Origin of the sequence: Pseudoalteromonas sp. OANN1, from assembly GCF_024124685.1 — a bacterium.
Classification (GTDB): domain Bacteria; phylum Pseudomonadota; class Gammaproteobacteria; order Enterobacterales; family Alteromonadaceae; genus Pseudoalteromonas; species Pseudoalteromonas piscicida.
Map to the genome: position 1 here is coordinate 43610 of NZ_JAMXSE010000002.1, position 15303 is coordinate 58912.

The 15303-nt window shown below is 42.7% G+C and carries 17 protein-coding genes; 9 read left to right on the forward strand and 8 right to left on the reverse strand.

Annotated features, from left to right (window positions below):
• The first annotated feature begins 128 nt into the window (after positions 1–128).
• Positions 129–1532, forward strand: coding sequence for a coniferyl aldehyde dehydrogenase (locus NH462_RS02250; RefSeq protein ID WP_253103591.1), 1404 nt, complete (start codon positions 129–131; stop codon positions 1530–1532).
• 205 nt (positions 1533–1737) lie between these two features.
• Positions 1738–2112 carry a hypothetical protein gene (locus NH462_RS02255; protein WP_253103595.1) on the forward strand — a complete coding sequence of 125 codons (375 nt, stop codon included), beginning with the start codon at positions 1738–1740 and terminating at the stop codon, positions 2110–2112.
• Positions 2113–2442: 330 nt separating this feature from the next.
• On the opposite strand, the gene NH462_RS02260 is transcribed toward NH462_RS02255, so the two are convergent.
• Together NH462_RS02260 and NH462_RS02265 are read right to left on the reverse strand one after the other, a co-directional pair.
• Entirely contained in the window at positions 2443–2610 is a 168-nt protein-coding gene (locus NH462_RS02260) for a DUF2986 domain-containing protein (RefSeq protein WP_253103598.1), read from the reverse strand.
• Positions 2611–2796: 186 nt separating this feature from the next.
• Positions 2797–3522, reverse strand: coding sequence for a tetratricopeptide repeat protein (locus NH462_RS02265; RefSeq protein ID WP_010373171.1), 726 nt, complete (start codon positions 3520–3522; stop codon positions 2797–2799).
• A 140-nt stretch (positions 3523–3662) separates the two neighbouring features.
• Here NH462_RS02265 and NH462_RS02270 point away from each other — a divergent pair, with 140 nt between their 5' ends.
• On the forward strand, positions 3663–4448 hold the full coding sequence (locus NH462_RS02270) for a DUF6279 family lipoprotein (RefSeq protein WP_010373168.1): 786 nt from the start codon (positions 3663–3665) through the stop codon (positions 4446–4448).
• Between the two features lie 6 nt (positions 4449–4454).
• Here the strand turns inward: NH462_RS02270 and NH462_RS02275 are convergent, their stop codons facing one another.
• Genes NH462_RS02275 through NH462_RS02285 form a run of 3 tightly spaced genes read right to left on the reverse strand, consistent with a single transcriptional unit; the run spans position 4455 to position 6211 of the window.
• Positions 4455–5096 carry a flavin reductase gene (locus NH462_RS02275; RefSeq protein WP_010373163.1) on the reverse strand — a complete coding sequence of 214 codons (642 nt, stop codon included), beginning with the start codon at positions 5094–5096 and terminating at the stop codon, positions 4455–4457.
• A gap of 7 nt (positions 5097–5103) precedes the next feature.
• Complete coding sequence (locus NH462_RS02280) at positions 5104–5829, reverse strand: SDR family NAD(P)-dependent oxidoreductase (protein WP_253103602.1); 726 nt, start codon at positions 5827–5829, stop codon at positions 5104–5106.
• Complete coding sequence (locus tag NH462_RS02285; RefSeq protein ID WP_253103605.1) at positions 5822–6211, reverse strand: DUF393 domain-containing protein; 390 nt, start codon at positions 6209–6211, stop codon at positions 5822–5824. The genes NH462_RS02280 and NH462_RS02285 overlap by 8 nt, the downstream gene beginning before the upstream one ends.
• A 125-nt stretch (positions 6212–6336) precedes the next feature.
• Here NH462_RS02285 and ppc point away from each other — a divergent pair, with 125 nt between their 5' ends.
• From ppc to cdd, 3 genes are all read left to right on the forward strand, one after another.
• Positions 6337–8970, forward strand: coding sequence for a phosphoenolpyruvate carboxylase (gene ppc / locus NH462_RS02290; RefSeq protein WP_253103608.1), 2634 nt, complete (start codon positions 6337–6339; stop codon positions 8968–8970).
• A 266-nt stretch (positions 8971–9236) separates the two neighbouring features.
• The gene (locus NH462_RS02295) at positions 9237–9554 is read left to right on the forward strand and encodes a hypothetical protein (RefSeq protein ID WP_223193523.1); all 318 of its coding nucleotides are present in this window, start codon (positions 9237–9239) and stop codon (positions 9552–9554) included.
• Between the two features lie 43 nt (positions 9555–9597).
• Positions 9598–10464 (forward strand): cytidine deaminase, encoded by an 867-nt coding sequence (cdd, locus tag NH462_RS02300; RefSeq protein WP_253103612.1) that lies wholly within the window; start codon positions 9598–9600, stop codon positions 10462–10464.
• Between the two features lie 26 nt (positions 10465–10490).
• Here cdd and udp read toward each other — a convergent pair whose 3' ends face one another.
• Positions 10491–11249, reverse strand: coding sequence for a uridine phosphorylase (udp, locus tag NH462_RS02305; protein WP_010373142.1), 759 nt, complete (start codon positions 11247–11249; stop codon positions 10491–10493).
• 390 nt (positions 11250–11639) lie between these two features.
• Between udp and NH462_RS02310 the strand changes: the two genes are divergently transcribed.
• The 3 genes from NH462_RS02310 to NH462_RS02320 all read left to right on the forward strand — a co-directional run bounded on the left by NH462_RS02310 (position 11640) and on the right by NH462_RS02320 (position 14704).
• The gene (locus NH462_RS02310) at positions 11640–12419 is read left to right on the forward strand and encodes a DUF2189 domain-containing protein (RefSeq protein WP_010373139.1); all 780 of its coding nucleotides are present in this window, start codon (positions 11640–11642) and stop codon (positions 12417–12419) included.
• Positions 12420–12715: 296 nt separating this feature from the next.
• Positions 12716–13828, forward strand: a complete 1113-nt coding sequence (locus NH462_RS02315; RefSeq protein ID WP_253103617.1) for an arginase family protein — start codon at positions 12716–12718, stop codon at positions 13826–13828.
• 165 nt (positions 13829–13993) lie between these two features.
• Positions 13994–14704, forward strand: coding sequence for a transporter substrate-binding domain-containing protein (locus tag NH462_RS02320; protein WP_039495054.1), 711 nt, complete (start codon positions 13994–13996; stop codon positions 14702–14704).
• 16 nt (positions 14705–14720) lie between these two features.
• Here NH462_RS02320 and NH462_RS02325 read toward each other — a convergent pair whose 3' ends face one another.
• Together NH462_RS02325 and NH462_RS02330 are read right to left on the reverse strand one after the other, a co-directional pair.
• Positions 14721–14963, reverse strand: a complete 243-nt coding sequence (locus NH462_RS02325; protein WP_017216709.1) for a VF530 family protein — start codon at positions 14961–14963, stop codon at positions 14721–14723.
• Between the two features lie 32 nt (positions 14964–14995).
• A complete protein-coding gene (locus NH462_RS02330) occupies positions 14996–15277 on the reverse strand; it encodes a DUF1496 domain-containing protein (RefSeq protein ID WP_017216710.1) in 282 nt (93 codons plus the stop codon).
• Positions 15278–15303: the final 26 nt, after the last annotated feature.

A 15303-nucleotide genomic window follows, 5' to 3' on the forward strand; every position in this document is an offset into this window, starting at 1 on the left:
AGGCTGTGTCCATCGAAAGGCAACTCGGTCATACGCAGCCTGCCTCCATAGTAATACCTAGTTTTTTGAAGATAGACCCGTTGTTTTTTCCTTGCTATATTCAAATTAGACATTAGCAGGACCTGATAATGATTGAAGATAATACCAGCACTTTAATAGCCACATTTACTCAGTTAAAAAGTCGCTTTAACCAAGATCCTTACCCCGCGCTTGAAAAGCGTTTACGTCTATTAACTGAAATAAAATCACGTATGTTGCAGTGGCAAGATCAATTAGTCGAGGCGGCAGATCGGGATTTTGGTACTCGGAGTCGATTCGATACCGTGATTGCAGACATCATGCCTTGCATCAATTCGATTGATTATATCGCGAAGCACCTGCGCAAATGGAGCAAAGTGCAGCATCGTTCACCCGGTGCGCATTGGCTACCATCTAAGGCAAAAATTGAGATTGTGCCAAAAGGAGTCGTGGGCGTGATAGCCCCGTGGAATTATCCAATTCAGCTGGCGATTGTTCCGGTTATTACTGCCCTCGCTGCTGGAAACAAAGTTATGCTCAAGTTGAGCGAGTTCACTCCTAAGGTGAATGCGGTGATAAGAGCCATTTTTAAAGGGTTGGACAATGAAGTGTGCGTCATTGAAGGTGGACCTGATATTGCCTCGACTTTTACTGAGCAGCCATTCGATCACTTGCTATTTACAGGTTCAACAGCAGTTGGCAAAAAGGTGATGGCGGCTGCGGCTAAAAATCTCACGCCGGTCACCTTAGAGTTAGGGGGGAAATCACCGGTTATAGTGCTTGATGACGCTGATATCAGCGCCGCTGCGATGAGTGTGTTAATGGGGAAGCTCTCTAATTCAGGTCAAATCTGTGTTGCACCAGATTATGTGTTAGTGCACGAAGAAAAATACGATGCATTTATTGCTGAGCTGAAACAGCACTACGAAAAAACCTATAAAACAAAAGTTGGTGTAAAAAACCAAACTTCAATTATTAATGACAGGCAATTTCAGCGCTTAAACGACATTATTATTGATGCCAAAAATAAAGGCGCGAATGTGTGGCAAGCTGAGCCAGCACGCGACAATCGTCAGCTCCCTCTGCATATCATTACCCATGTCAACAAAAGCATGAGGGTGATGCAAGAGGAGTTATTTGGAACGATTTTGCCAATACTAAAAATATCCAACTTACATGATGCAATTAGCCACATAAGAGAAGACACCACACCGCTTGCAAGTTATTTGTTTACGCAATCTCAGGTTGCAATGAATAAAGTGTCAAAGGAGCTCGCAACGGGTACTTTAGCGATCAACGAAACCATAGTGCATGTGGTTGTTGAGTCTTTACCCTTTGGTGGCCTAGGTCACTCTGGCATGGGTCAATATCATGGCGAAGAGGGCTTTTATACCTTTAGCCACAAAAAGCCCATTCTCCAATCTAATAATACTAAATGGCGCAACAAGATGTTGCTTAGCCATTCAAAGCTACTTACAAAGCCTTTAGAGTGGCTCTTTATGAGAAAAAAGTAGCGTTAATTTGTTGAGCAAAGCGCCATTACATATTGAGATCCAATATACTTAAAAATAAGACTTAGCCTGTAATATCAGTAGTCATTTTTATGGGACTTCACAATATCGATAGATAGAAAAGCTGATGCTACAGAGAGTAGTGGCTCAGCCCGATATTCAGGCTAACACAATGTAGGATTACAGTTTCAGTCAGAAAGGAGTTCACATGAATACTAAGGTTAAGTTTACAGCTGGTCGCAATATCGCCATGAAGCTACCGCCTCATCAGTACGAGGCAACCCTTCAGTTTTACCGCGATGTCATCGGCCTCAAAGAAATAACAGAGCATGCTCCATCAGTTGGTTTTGAGTTTGGCTCTAATAATCTCTGGCTCGACAGCGTACCTGGTATAAGCCAGGCCGAAACATGGCTCGAGATTGTTACCAATGATATTGCCGCAGCGTCAGAGCATCTCAAAGCTGCTGGTGTCGTACGCTGCGATGACATCGAGCCGTTACCTGAAGGATTTCAGGCATTCTGGGTATCAAGCCCTGCATCCATCATCCACCTTGTTTGCAAAGACTCGGAATCTTGGGAGTAATGACATCTAACAAGTGCGAATTTTCTCTGTTCAAACAAGCAACTCAATTTTAATTAATTTAGCTGCTTAACCGAGCTATGCCAGATAGCCGTAAAAATCTTTGATAGCAAACATATAGCAGTGAATTACGCAGTAATCCGTTATTCCGTTTAATCGCAGAGTAAAACAGTTGTACTGCTGTTAGTTTAGGTCTCTGGCATGCATCCGTTTAACGTTCATCTTTCGCTACGTTACTGTGACGACATTTTAAGAGCAGAGATCCTCATCTAACGTTGGAAGATTGATTGAAATTAAAACAGTTAATGACAAGCTGACATAAAACCTGGGTAATTAATGTTCATTGTTTTCGCTATTTAACTCCTCAATGTCTTGCTGGGCTGCGATTTTCTCACGCTCAGCTTTTGAAATATAACGAGGTTTGTTGCTTTTGTGGAGTTTAGCATTAGCACGCTTGTCTTTTTTCTTTAAGGTTTCGTAAATTTTCTTTTTGCGATTCATTTTCACAGCTCATTATGAATGAAGTGCTAGTTTACCTTAGTGGTAGCGGGTTCAACAATGATAAAAAGATTGACGTGGTTAATAATGAGCATGACTTTTACCTAGGTGTGATGGTACTAGCTCAATCTCTTAGTAAGGAAAAATAATAAGGGCCTCACATGAGACCTTTATTATTTACCACTTTACTTACTTTGTACGTGTTTCTGCCACGTATTTACCGGCTTGAATTCGCTCGTAAATACTATTTGCGAGCTCTTTCGCTTGCTCGATTTGTGAAGGGGAAAGCTGTTTTTCGTCGAGTACTCGGCTCTTTGTGGCTTCGGCATAACCATTAAACTCGGCTAACGTGTTCCATACGTACGAGCGTTCAATATTTTTCTCGACTCCTAAGCCCTGAAAATACATGAGTGCTAAATTAAACATGGCTAAGGTGTAGTTGTTTGCGGCGGCTTTTTCATACCAGTTAAGTGCGTGGCGGTAACTTTGTGGTACACCGTCACCGTTTGCATACATCAGCGCTACGTTAAATTGCGCAGCTGGCATGTTTTTGTTTGCCGCTCTGGTCATTAGCTCAACATATTTAGAGCGGTCCTTTTTAACGCCGCGACCTTCGTCATACATGACGGCTAGCGCAAACATTGCGTCGGCTTCACCCAGTTTAACGGCTTGTTGAAATAACTCTGCCGCTTTACGTGGATTTTTGACGACACCGTAGCCGCCTTCATACATTACACCGAGTTGATAAATGCCCGGAGCGTAGTTCATTTCAGCTAAATAATTGAATTCTTGTAGTGCTTCTTCGAACCTGCCTGCATTGAGTGCATCTATGCCTTCTTCCAATCCAGCTGTTGCCAAAGGTGCTTGGCTTAATAGTGCAATGGCGATACATGCTTTTGAAATCCTGCCTAACATCATAGACCTCCTTAAGGTAGCTATGCTAACTATGTTGTTAGTTATTCTAATGCCAGAAACACAGATTTACAAAATACAAATCTAAAATGGCAGATACTGCGTTAATATAAGGTAATAAAAACAAAAATTGAGGCAATGGGATGAAGAAATTAATAGCACTGGCGCTATGTTTACTGTGTTTGGCTGGATGTAGTCAAAGATTGGCTTACAACAACCTAGGATGGTTAGCGAGTTATTATATTTCCGATTATGTTGAGCTGACGGATGAGCAAGAGGAAAAGTTGGAGGCTGATGTAGAATCTTTGGTTGCGTGGCATCGGCAGTCAGAACTACCAAAATACAAATCTCATATCCAATCACTGTTGAAGCACTGGCAAACCATGACAGAGAGTGACATGGTGCATATGGTGTATACTACAAGAAACTATTGGTATTCCGTCGTTGAAGCCGTATATCCCAAGTTAGAAACACACCTAAATTCGCTCAACCGTGAACAGCGAGAAATGCTGATAGCCAACATAGAAAAAGAAATGTTGGACGATGACTGGGAGGAAGGAGATCAATTTAACCGCTATGAGCGTTGGCTTGGTGATTTGAGTGATAAACAAAAGGAGCTTATTAACGAATATTATGAGCAAGGCGAGTTTGCGCGTCAGGTTTGGCGTGCACATGAACAAAGGCGATTTAGCCAGTTTAAACAAGCTATGTTACTGAGCGGCACTGAGCAGGTTTCACCTGAGCTGTTGCAGCAAGCGATAGTTACTACACCCACAGCGCTGCCTGAGCGCATCCTAGATATTCAAGCAAGACGAATAAAAGAGTATGCAAGTCTCGCCTTTAAACTTAAAGACACCATGAGCGACAAACAAAGGAAACACTTTAAAGAAGAGCTCGAAGAGTTACTCGAGCTCTTGGAATCGTTGTAAAGATACCTAGCCAAGTAGCTTAATTCTGGTTGGCTTGTTTGGTTTTGCATACTCCAAACGATTAATACGTTTGGTACTGTGATAGCCGTCTAAACTGGAAATTGCAATACTATCTAGTGCCTCGATATCAATATAGCCGTCTTCGAGCAAAGCGCTTTCTTCAACGTGAAGCGTCTCAATTTCGCCTATTACCAGCTCGGTATCGTTGAGCTTGATGGTTTGGTGATCTTTGAGTGTAAGCCCGTATTTTAGTCTGCTTTCCTTGACGAAAGGAGCTGGAAAAGCATTTAAATACTCGGCGGTTAACCCCGTTTCCTCAAATTCAGATTGACTCTTTTCATATCTGGCTGAGGTTTGATGAGCTGCCATATAAATTTGAACATTGACTTGATTAATGGTGTATTTTTCAGTCGCTAAGATGTTTTCCAGTGTGTGCCTAGGTACGCTATGAGGCCTAAAAATCACACCTACGAGTGCCGGGTTGGCACCGAGGTGGAAAACGGAGCTGACGATAGACAAATTTTCTTGACCTGTTTCATCAACTGTTCCAATTAAGTTGGCGCTTTTGAAACCCGACAGCGAATTTATCATCAATGCGCGATAACGCTCGTCTAAGGTTTTAATATCGTCACTTGAGAAGTGTTTCATGATGTGTTCACCATTCAATTAATTTATTTTGCCAGTCAACATAGCTCACCGTACCATCGGGGTGGCTATTTGCGATGATCCCGCTAAGTTGATGTGCCACAAATTCCGGCGTGAAGAGTTTTTCGTCTGGGACATTGGCTTGAAAGGGTTTTGAAAGTGGCGTGTCAGTAGTGCCTGGATGGAACAAAATGAGCTTAATGTTTTTTGCTCGACGCGCAAGCTCGACTGCTGCAGTTTTAAACATCATATTAAGCGCAGACTTTGAACTGCGATAGCTGTACCAGCCGCCCATCCGGTTGTCACTGATGCTTCCAACCCGGGCAGAGAGTGCCGTGACTATGCATGGCTGCTTACCTTTTATGGCTGGCAATAAAGCTTGCAACCAAAGCATGGGGATCATGGTATTGATATTAAACAGCGCAATACTGTGTTCAACATCAATGTCCTCAAGCTTTTTCTCCGGGAATTTATCAAACTCGTCATGGAGTAAGCCATTAAAAATAGTGACGCTCTTTACCGTTAAGCCCAACTCGAAAATACGGCTCGCAACTTGTTGAATTTGTGCTTTAGAATAATCGCACTGAAAATGCAGGTTATTGGCATGTAGAGCCGTTTTAGCTTGCCTAGACACCGTGATCACATTGACGTCGGGACTTTGTTCGGTTTGTGCTTTTACAAAGGCCTGGGCAATCGCTGAACTTGCACCAATCACTATAATGGCGAGGTTAGTCACGATTGCAGTCTCCACTATTTTGCATACCGCATTGATTTGGGTACAGAAGTTTAGAAATTTTCATTCTGTGCCTTGCAAAAAACAGATAAACGCCGTCTGCAATTGTTCGGATGATTGGTAATCTTAATAATTTGATCCAGCGATGTTTGCCAACTTGACCCCAAGCCGCTGCGGTAACATCTAGTCCTAAAATGAGCTTGCCTTGGTTATCATAACCGTGGAGTTTAGCCATAGCCGCTTCATGCTCTATCTCAGGAAACTCGGTAGAGAAACGATTATCGTGAATGTTCACTAAATCAATTTTATTGTGTTGATCGAAACGTTTAAGTTCATTCATTTCCCCTACACACAGCGGACAGTTACCATCGTAAAATACAATCATTCGCTCACTCGAATAATACTTATCTTTGTCATGTTATTACGTTAACGTCTTGAAAATAGATCGTTCGCAAATCAATTTATTCTCGGTATAGTGGAGTTCGAGTATCTTTTCATCAAGGAGATTGTATGACTGAGCAATACGCAAGCCTACGTAGTAATGTGAACCTTTTGGGGCAGATGTTAGGGCAAATTATTCAACAAGCGCAGGGTCAAGAGACGCTAGATAAAGTTGAAGAAATTAGGCACCTAGCAAAATCCTCGCGGAGCGGTAATGATTCAGATAGGCAAGCGCTGATTGACACCTTACGTAGCCTAAGCGATGAAGCGCTACTTCCCGTTGCTCGCTCATTTAATCATTTCTTAAACCTGGCGAATGTCGCAGAACAATTCCACACCATTTCAAAGTCAGGCTCTCCAGACGGCGTGATGATCGAAGTCGATAAGGCGCTTGATGAATTGCAAAGTAAAGTCGATGCTGGCGCGCTGACACTCAATGAAGTAGCAGATGTAATAAGCAAACTAAAAATCGATTTGGTGCTAACCGCTCACCCGACTGAAGTAACACGCAGAACCATCATCAATAAACACGTCGAGCTGAGTGAGTGTTTAAAAGTGCTTGAGGTGACTTCAGGTGAGGATCCTGTCTACGATGAGGTCATTGACCGCATTGAGCAGTTGATCTCACAAGCGTGGCACACTAGCGATATTAGAGAAAAGCGACCTACGCCACTGGATGAAGCAAAGTGGGGGTTCGCGGTTATCGAAAATAGTCTTTGGGAAGCCGTGCCTAAGTTTGTTCGGTATTTCAACGCCCAAGTGAAAACGCGATTAAACTTACAACTACCAGCCAATTTTAGTCCTATCCAGCTCACTTCTTGGATGGGTGGCGATAGAGACGGCAACCCGTTTGTTACTTCTCATGTGACGCAATCTGTGCTTGATCACGGCCGCTGGATGGCGCTTGACTTATATCGTCGCGATCTAGAAATCTTGGGTGCAGAACTTTCTATGAGTAATGCATCCGCAAGCTTTAGAGCGCGAGCGGACGGTAGCAATGAACCTTATCGTTATGTATTAAAGCAAGTACGCGCCGAGGTAGAAGAAACCATTGCAGCATTGGAAAATAAAATCAAAGGCACGCCCTCTCATTATCAGGACAAGATTAAACAGGTATCACAGATAAGAGAGCCACTAGAGGCGTGTTATCGCTCGCTGGTTGATTGTCGCATGGCTAATATTGCCGACGGTTTGTTGTTGGATGTATTAAGACGAATTGACTGTTTTGGCGTGTCTTTATGTAAGTTAGATATTCGCCAAGATTCCGCCAGACATACCGAAGTGTTTTCTGAATTAACACGCTATTTGGGTCTTGGTGATTATGCTCAGTGGCAAGAAGCAGACAAGCAAGCTTTCTTATTAACCGAGCTAAGCTCGAGACGACCGTTACTGCCACGTCATTGGCAACCTTCTTCCAATGTCCAAGAGGTGCTAGAGACATTTGCAACGATTGCGGATCAAGACCAAAACGCACTCGGCATTTACATTATCTCGATGGCGCAAAGTGCCTCTGATATTCTTGCCGTGCATTTATTACTCCAAGAAAGCGGGTGTAAATTCAACTTACCGGTAGCCCCGCTATTTGAAACACTGGATGATTTAAACAATGCGCAATCAGTGATCAGCGGGTTATTTGAGAACACTTGGTATAAAGGCACGATTGGTGCCAAGCAATATGTCATGATCGGCTATTCCGACTCAGCAAAAGACGCAGGAATGATGGCGGCAGGATGGGCGCAGTATGATGCAATGGAAAAGCTGGTTAATCTTGCCGATGCGAAGGGGATCGAGCTGGTGCTTTTCCATGGCCGTGGAGGCACGATTGGTCGTGGAGGTGCGCCTGCAGCACAAGCGCTAAGATCTCAGCCTCCAGGCTCGCTAAAAAGTGGCTTGCGAGTAACCGAGCAAGGCGAAATGATCCGCTTTAAATTTGGTTTACCCAAAGTCGCGATGCAAAGTCTATCTATTTATACCAGTGCGATTTTACAAAGTAATTTGTTGCCGCCCCCTCGACCCGAACCGAAATGGGTAGAGGTAATGGTGACGATTAGTGAAGCTTCCTGTAAAAAGTATCGCAGTATTGTTCGAGAGAATCCTGAGTTTGTTCCTTACTTTAGAATGGCAACGCCAGAACAAGAGCTGTCTAAATTACCGCTAGGCTCGAGGCCTTCTAAACGTAATCCAAACGGCGGAGTAGAGAGTTTGAGGGCTATTCCATGGATTTTCGCATGGAGTCAAAATCGCTTGATGTTGCCTGCTTGGCTGGGGGCAAAAGAAGGTCTTGAAGCTGCCGTAGAAACGTTTGGTAAAGACATGCTGCAAGAAATGAGCGCAAAGTGGCCATTTTTTAGAACCCGTTTAGAAATGCTCGAAATGGTATTCTGTAAAGCCGACCTTTGGCTCAGCGAGATGTATGATGCAAGTTTAGTTAGTGACGAGTATATAGGCCTAGGGGATGAGTTAAGAGACAACTTGCAACAGGCCATCGAGCTTATTCGCGGCCTTGCGCCAGAGTCATCGTTGTTGTCACAGCAACCTTGGATCAAAGAATCAATTGGGCTGAGAAACCCGTATACCGATCCTCTAAACTTGTTACAAATAGAACTGTTAAAGCGTGTGCGTGAAGAAACCAATCACGATTTGGAACTGGCACTTATGATCACGATGACAGGGATCGCGGCGGGAATGCGCAACACGGGTTAGTGCAACAATTTGAATAATCTATTTTTGTAAAATTTTACATTTATAAGCATAACAGCTACAAAACCAATCCCAATGGATTGGTTTTTTTATTTTGATTGGTTTTTTATTAGTATATTTATTGACAGTAATTCTCATTGATTTAAAATGCGCGGCTGGTTTAACCAGTCGTTTTATTTGTTTTATTCAAGAATTGTCGGTTGATGGGTCTACGATACATGCACAAAATTTCTACTAGCGTCACATTTGATGAGTGTAATGATCTGATTATGATGAAGATCAGAGGCATTGCGAATGCAAACGATGTGGTCTCGACATACGAGAAAGCCAATCTATATGCAAAAAAGCATAATAGTAGCAAAGTATTAGTGGATGTGAGTGAACTTGAACACCGCTTTGCGGCGATTGATATTGTGAACATAATGCCAAAAGTTGCGCATAATATTGGCAATCTACACATCGCGCGCGTCGTTGGTTTTGAAGGTTATATGCATGACCTTTTTCTACAAAAAATTAAGCGTTTTAATATCAGCGCTGAAAACTTTGAGTGTTTTAAATCTGCAAGAGAATGGTTGAGTCGGCTGTAACTCTTGCGTAAACTATCCTGCCATAGATAAACATGACAACAATATGGCAAAGATAGAACCATCAATAAAAAGTGCGTTAACGCAATACGCCATTGCCCATCGTGGAATATTTAGTTATTCCCAGCTAGTACAATATCAAAACCGCTTTCACTTATCTCGATCTGAGCTTGAGGCTGCTTTACTTGACGTTGCGGCTGAGTTTGCTACGCCTCCTATTTCACAATTTTATGTTGGTGCCATTGCTTGGGATGATAAATCTCAACAAGCGTTTTTAGGCGCAAATTTAGAATTTTCGCATCAGGCGCTTTCTTTGGTTGTTCATGCTGAGCAAGCGGCAATTAACAATGCGTGGTTAAATGGCGCAACTGAAATCTCTAAAATGACGATCAATGCCGCGCCCTGCGGATTTTGTCGCCAATTTATGAATGAGCTAAGCACCGCAAAGGAGCTTGAAATTTTATTGCCGACAGGGAAAACCTCGTTGTGTGATTTGTTGCCGACTTCGTTTGGTCCGGACGATCTGGGCAACAGTGAAAAACTCTTTTCTCAAGCGCAACATCTTGCTGCTCATGAAACATCGCCTGCATCAATCAGTGCGGCGCTTTATCGGCATTATCTGCGCGCTTATTGCCCCTACACACACAATCAAAGTGCAGTGGAAATTAGACTAGACACTGGCGAGTGCTTTTATGGGCGCTATGCTGAAAATGCGGCTTATAATCCAAGCTTATCGCCATTACAAAGTGCACTAAGTCAATTAGCGATGTCGGGTAAAGTATTATCTGAGGTCAATGTAGTAGGGATCACTCTGCTAGAAAAACAGGGCTGTGCTAACCAGTTGCAAGTAAGCTTAGCAGTTTTAAAAGCATACAATGCTGAGCATTTGCTTACACACATAGAGATTGAGTAATCACTCAATCTCTACGCTTAGCGCTATTATTTCGAAAGTAATAGCTCAGCAGCTTTTAATACTGCAGTGACGGCTTTCTTTTCAACGGCTTGATGGTCGACATTGGGGATTTCTTGGCGTGTTCTGTTTACCAAGACGCCCGCAAGACAAGCTGCCTTCAATCCAAGTGCTGCACACATGGTAAATAATGTCGCAGATTCCATCTCATAGTTCATCACATTAAGCTTTTGCCATTCTGCACACGAACCTTGATACGCCTTTCTGACGTAGCCTGAGTATGTGTCGTAACGTTCTTGCCCAGGGTAGAAAGTATCGCTAGACGCAGTGATCCCAACGTGGTGAGTAATGCCCAACGATTCACAGGCTTGTACCATCGCTGAAGTGGTGTGGAAATCAGAAACCGCAGGAAACTCGATAGGCGCAAAATGCTGGCTAGCGCCATCTAAACGCACTGATGCCGTGCTCACCAAAATATCACCTTCATTGATATGTGGTTGAATAGCGCCAGTCGTACCTATGCGTAAAAAGGTAGTGATACCAAGCTGTGCTAATTCTTCAACTGCGATTGACGTTGATGGGCCGCCTATACCTGTTGAGCAAATTACCACAGGACTTTTATTTAAAAAGCCAAGGTAAATATGAAATTCGCGAGTTTGTGCTAAGCAGACAGGAGAATCGAGATATTCGGAGATGCGTTTTGAGCGCTCGGGATCACCCGGAACAATTGCCAGTGAAGCGCCTTGTAGGTCGGCTTTCGTAAGACCTAAGTGAAATACCTTTTCCATAGTAAACCTTAGTTATAATTAAAGCGTAATGTTTATAGTTAATGCCTATCAAGTACAGGACAGATGTCCTATTTAAGCGTGACGTGTTTAAATTATAGCAACCGAAGTAAGTAAATTATTTTTAAGTGGGGAAGTTGCATTTGTAGTACCGCTCTTGCGTGCTGCTACCGCTAATCAATCACAACATAAGGTACCTAAATCCATATAGGCAAGGCAAAAATTTTGCTATTTAGTTGTTCTTAATGAGAAATTTTTAACGAAGCTTATATGATATTTTGCCCTTCAAATTGGTTAGAGAATTAATGTAGTTGCTATTATAGCTCGGGATAGCTTGCAGGATTGTCGATGTTCCACTAAACCTTAACATGAGAGCAACAATGAGGAATGGTTATGCCTGCTACACATTCTATAAATAAAGATAACGAATTTGCGCGTTGCTTTGAGTGCAACAAAGTCCCAACCATGGCGCCGTTTCACTGGCTCGCATTAGCGTTTAAAGATATTGCGAATGCGCCATTACTTAGCCTAGTGTATGGACTTATTTTTACCCTTATACCTGCTTTTATCATGTGGTTGGTGTACCAATCAGGTACTCACTTGGTAATTCTGCCTGCCGCTGTCGCCTTTGCGCTTATTGGGCCTGCTTTCGCTGCTGGCTTGTATGATGTCGCGTGGGAGTTGGAAAAGGGCCATAAACCAACATTATCACACAGCCTTAAGTCAATGTTCCGTAATCCGGCTGGCGAGTGGGGGTTTGCAGTGTTACTGATGGTCATTATGATTGTTTGGATGCGCCTAGCTGCACTTATCCATGCATTATATCCAAATGTTCCGAATCCAACGTTTGAACAACTTTCGGCATTTTTAGCACTCGGCTCTATAGTGGGGGGCATTTTATTGGTGTGTGTATTTGCGATCTCAGCGTTTACCCCGCAAATAATGATGGAGCGCCGAGTGGATATTATGACTGCTGTAATAAGCTCAATGCATGCGGTGAAGGAAAATGTCGGCGCTATGGTGGTGTGGTGTGGGATCTTAGTGCTTCTGGTGATGCTTGGGTTTGCAACTGGAACGGCTGGCTTTATCGTTATTATGCCGCTACTTGCGTACGCAAGTTGGCATGGCTATATCGCTGTAATTAAAACAAAAGTGCCACGTCACTACGAATAACTAAACACCCTCTATGAATAAACAACCGCAGCCTCAACGCGCATTGTTGGTACTGCGGTTGACTTCCTATTTGAACCTGTTATATGTGCTGCAACAACGACCTAACGAACAGTCAATGTCTTCCGAAAACGAATTTAGAAATCAAGAAAACCTTTTGATTTATAAGTTTTTTTATTTTTAATTTATCGTTTTTACTCATTATAAGCCAATCGTATTTTGAGTGTGACGCAAAATATAAAGCGCAATAGTGGAGATTTTTCTGGGTCGCATGATTATGCATATAAGAGGGGATAGCGATGTCTGAGAGCAAAAAACAATTCCATAAAAAACTTGAGCACTGTTTATGCCCACCGGGAGATGGTGTGTTTACAGTAAACACAGCGAAAGAAAGAAAAGACGCGCTAAGACAAAAGCTATATGGGCAAACAGAAGGTGTCGACACTTTATGGAAAGCCTCACTGGAAAAATTGGGCGAAAGTGAACATAAAGCGGCAATTCTTGGGATCAGTTCAGATTGTGGCGGTGGTATTTTACGCGGCGCTAACTGGGGTCCACTATTTTTGCGTTCGACATTAATAGAGCAACAGCCGAAAACGAGTGCGTTTGACCTTGGCGATGTGCGTGTTATTCCACATTTACTACACGACAAATATTTAAACGAGAGCACGATCAGTAATTGTCAAAAGGCACTTTATGCTGACCCTGAGAGTGAGTATTACGTCTCACCATTATCTATTACAGAAGATGTGTGTGATGGCTTTTACGAAAATTACCCCGATAAAGGCGTGTTTGGCATTGGTGGTGATCACTCAATCAGCTACCCGTTAACAAAAGCGTATCTTAAAGCAAAGCGTGCTCGTGGTGTAAAAACAGCGATTATCCATTTTGATGCTCACACAGATTTACTTGTTGAGCGCTTAGGTATCGATTTATGCTTTGGCTCTTGGTGTACGCATATCCTAGAGTTTTTACCTGCACCCCATCACTTAGTACAATTTGGGATCCGCTCGAGTGGCAAACCTAAGTCTCATTGGGAGTCTACATTCGGTGTTAAGCAGCATTGGGCTCATGAGATCAGAGAGCGTGGTGCACAAGCGATTGTAGATGAAGTTATTGCACAGCTAAAGGCTGACGGTGTTGAAGAGCTTTATGTTAGCTTTGACATTGACGCACTTGATGAAGAGTTTGCTTCTGCAACGGGTACTCCAGAGGCTGGCGGTATGACTCCAGATGAAGCGATGTTAATTCTACAAGCGCTGCGTGGTGAGTTTAAAATCACAGGTGCAGACATGATGGAAATTGCCCCATTTACCGATAGCTCTCTTGTTGGACAAACGAGCTCAGAAACCACGCTTAAAGAAGGTGCTAAGCTGAGTGCATTTCTAATCGATGCTATCAACAATAGCTAAAGTAACTATTAACTCTGTGATAGGCGGGGGGATCCTTGTCTATCACTCATTCACTTCGATAAATTAGCCATAACTCCCATCTACAAGAAGCCATTCTATCTCTTTAAAAATTGCTCAACCTTTAAGTTAAGACTATATTATTCAAGTAGCTATGGGGAGAGTTTCATGAAGGGTGCGCGCTCTTTTGGTCTTTGTATTTTGCTGATGAGTTTCAGTGCGCTTGCCTATACGCTAAATATAGTCACTGAGAACTTTCCTGATTTCCAATACCTTAATGAAAAAGGAGAACTAATTGGGCGTTCAGCGGATAAAGTCAGGGCGGTGCTTGATGACTCTGGCATTGATTACACCATCAACGTACTTTCATGGCCTGCAGCCTATAATGCTGCATTAAGAAAAGAAGATACCTGTGTGTTTTCAACAGCCAGAAATACCATCCGCGAAAATGAGTTTACTTGGGTATTTCCCATTGACACTTTTACCACCTCTTTTTATGCGCTACGTGAAAGCAAAATCAAGCTGAATAAACTAGAAGATGCGCAAGCTTATCGAACAGCGGTGATCCGAGATAATTTTAGCCACCAATTTTTAATGGAACATGGTTTTCAAGAAGGGAAGCAGCTGATCCTGATTAATTCTTTTGATAAGGTTTTTGAGCTACTCAAGACGCGCAAAGACTTTGTTGATTTGGTGATATTAAGTGATGCCCAGTTTAGGTTTCGAAGTGCAAAAGAGCAAACGGCTCAATTACTTGAGCCGGTATATACATTAGATCAGTTTAATACGTCTCTTTATCTAGCCTGTAATAAAAATGTTCCCAAGCACATTCTTGATAAGCTTCAGGAAACTTACAACGTGCTTTATGTAGCCAAATAAACTTAGAGAAAACGGGTTATTTTTTTATATCTGGCCACTGAAAGCCGTGGAAGGTATCTAGATACAGTTGCTCCACTTTGGTTCTTGCCCAAGGTGTGCGACGCAAAAACTTGAGACTAGATTTAACGCTTGGATTATCTTTGAAGCAGTTTATATCTACGGCGGCTGCCATTTCTTTCCAGCCTAGCTGCTGTTCAAGTTTTACAATAATTTCTTCTAACTTGATACCGTGAAGGGGGTTATTTGCTTGGGTCGTCATCTTCTACTTCTATATAACTTTAGATATTACGCCTAGTTTACCCTAATTTTATCCGAAATTTCAGGTCTAATTGGTGCACCAGACGCATCAGCCTTTACCCACACAAGTTTGCCATTGTCTTCGTTATACTTTTTCGTTGCACAGACAAACAGCATGTCAAACTGTAGCAATAGTGCGCCTTCGCTATATGACTTTCCTTCATACCAACAGACTTGCTTTGGTATTTCTCCATATAACCTCAAATCAGTGGGCGTTGTAGCCAAAATAGGCAGTGAGATCAAATTAACAGCGATTAAACAAATTAAAAACTTCATCAAATTTGGTTTTTTGAACTAGAGTG

What these genes read in the sequence shown, in the direction of transcription:
- NH462_RS02250 (WP_253103591.1), top strand. Translation starts at nt 129, where the DNA reads ATGATTGAAGATAATACCAGCACTTTAATAGCCACATTTACTCAGTTA.
- NH462_RS02255 (WP_253103595.1), top strand. Translation starts at nt 1,738, where the DNA reads ATGAATACTAAGGTTAAGTTTACAGCTGGTCGCAATATCGCCATGAAG.
- NH462_RS02260 (WP_253103598.1), bottom strand. Translation starts at nt 2,610, where the DNA reads ATGAATCGCAAAAAGAAAATTTACGAAACCTTAAAGAAAAAAGACAAG.
- NH462_RS02265 (WP_010373171.1), bottom strand. Translation starts at nt 3,522, where the DNA reads ATGTTAGGCAGGATTTCAAAAGCATGTATCGCCATTGCACTATTAAGC.
- NH462_RS02270 (WP_010373168.1), top strand. Translation starts at nt 3,663, where the DNA reads ATGAAGAAATTAATAGCACTGGCGCTATGTTTACTGTGTTTGGCTGGA.
- NH462_RS02275 (WP_010373163.1), bottom strand. Translation starts at nt 5,096, where the DNA reads ATGAAACACTTCTCAAGTGACGATATTAAAACCTTAGACGAGCGTTAT.
- NH462_RS02285 (WP_253103605.1), bottom strand. Translation starts at nt 6,211, where the DNA reads ATGATTGTATTTTACGATGGTAACTGTCCGCTGTGTGTAGGGGAAATG.
- ppc (WP_253103608.1), top strand. Translation starts at nt 6,337, where the DNA reads ATGACTGAGCAATACGCAAGCCTACGTAGTAATGTGAACCTTTTGGGG.
- NH462_RS02295 (WP_223193523.1), top strand. Translation starts at nt 9,237, where the DNA reads ATGATGAAGATCAGAGGCATTGCGAATGCAAACGATGTGGTCTCGACA.
- cdd (WP_253103612.1), top strand. Translation starts at nt 9,598, where the DNA reads ATGGCAAAGATAGAACCATCAATAAAAAGTGCGTTAACGCAATACGCC.
- udp (WP_010373142.1), bottom strand. Translation starts at nt 11,249, where the DNA reads ATGGAAAAGGTATTTCACTTAGGTCTTACGAAAGCCGACCTACAAGGC.
- NH462_RS02310 (WP_010373139.1), top strand. Translation starts at nt 11,640, where the DNA reads ATGCCTGCTACACATTCTATAAATAAAGATAACGAATTTGCGCGTTGC.
- NH462_RS02315 (WP_253103617.1), top strand. Translation starts at nt 12,716, where the DNA reads ATGTCTGAGAGCAAAAAACAATTCCATAAAAAACTTGAGCACTGTTTA.
- NH462_RS02320 (WP_039495054.1), top strand. Translation starts at nt 13,994, where the DNA reads ATGAAGGGTGCGCGCTCTTTTGGTCTTTGTATTTTGCTGATGAGTTTC.
- NH462_RS02325 (WP_017216709.1), bottom strand. Translation starts at nt 14,963, where the DNA reads ATGACGACCCAAGCAAATAACCCCCTTCACGGTATCAAGTTAGAAGAA.
- NH462_RS02330 (WP_017216710.1), bottom strand. Translation starts at nt 15,277, where the DNA reads ATGAAGTTTTTAATTTGTTTAATCGCTGTTAATTTGATCTCACTGCCT.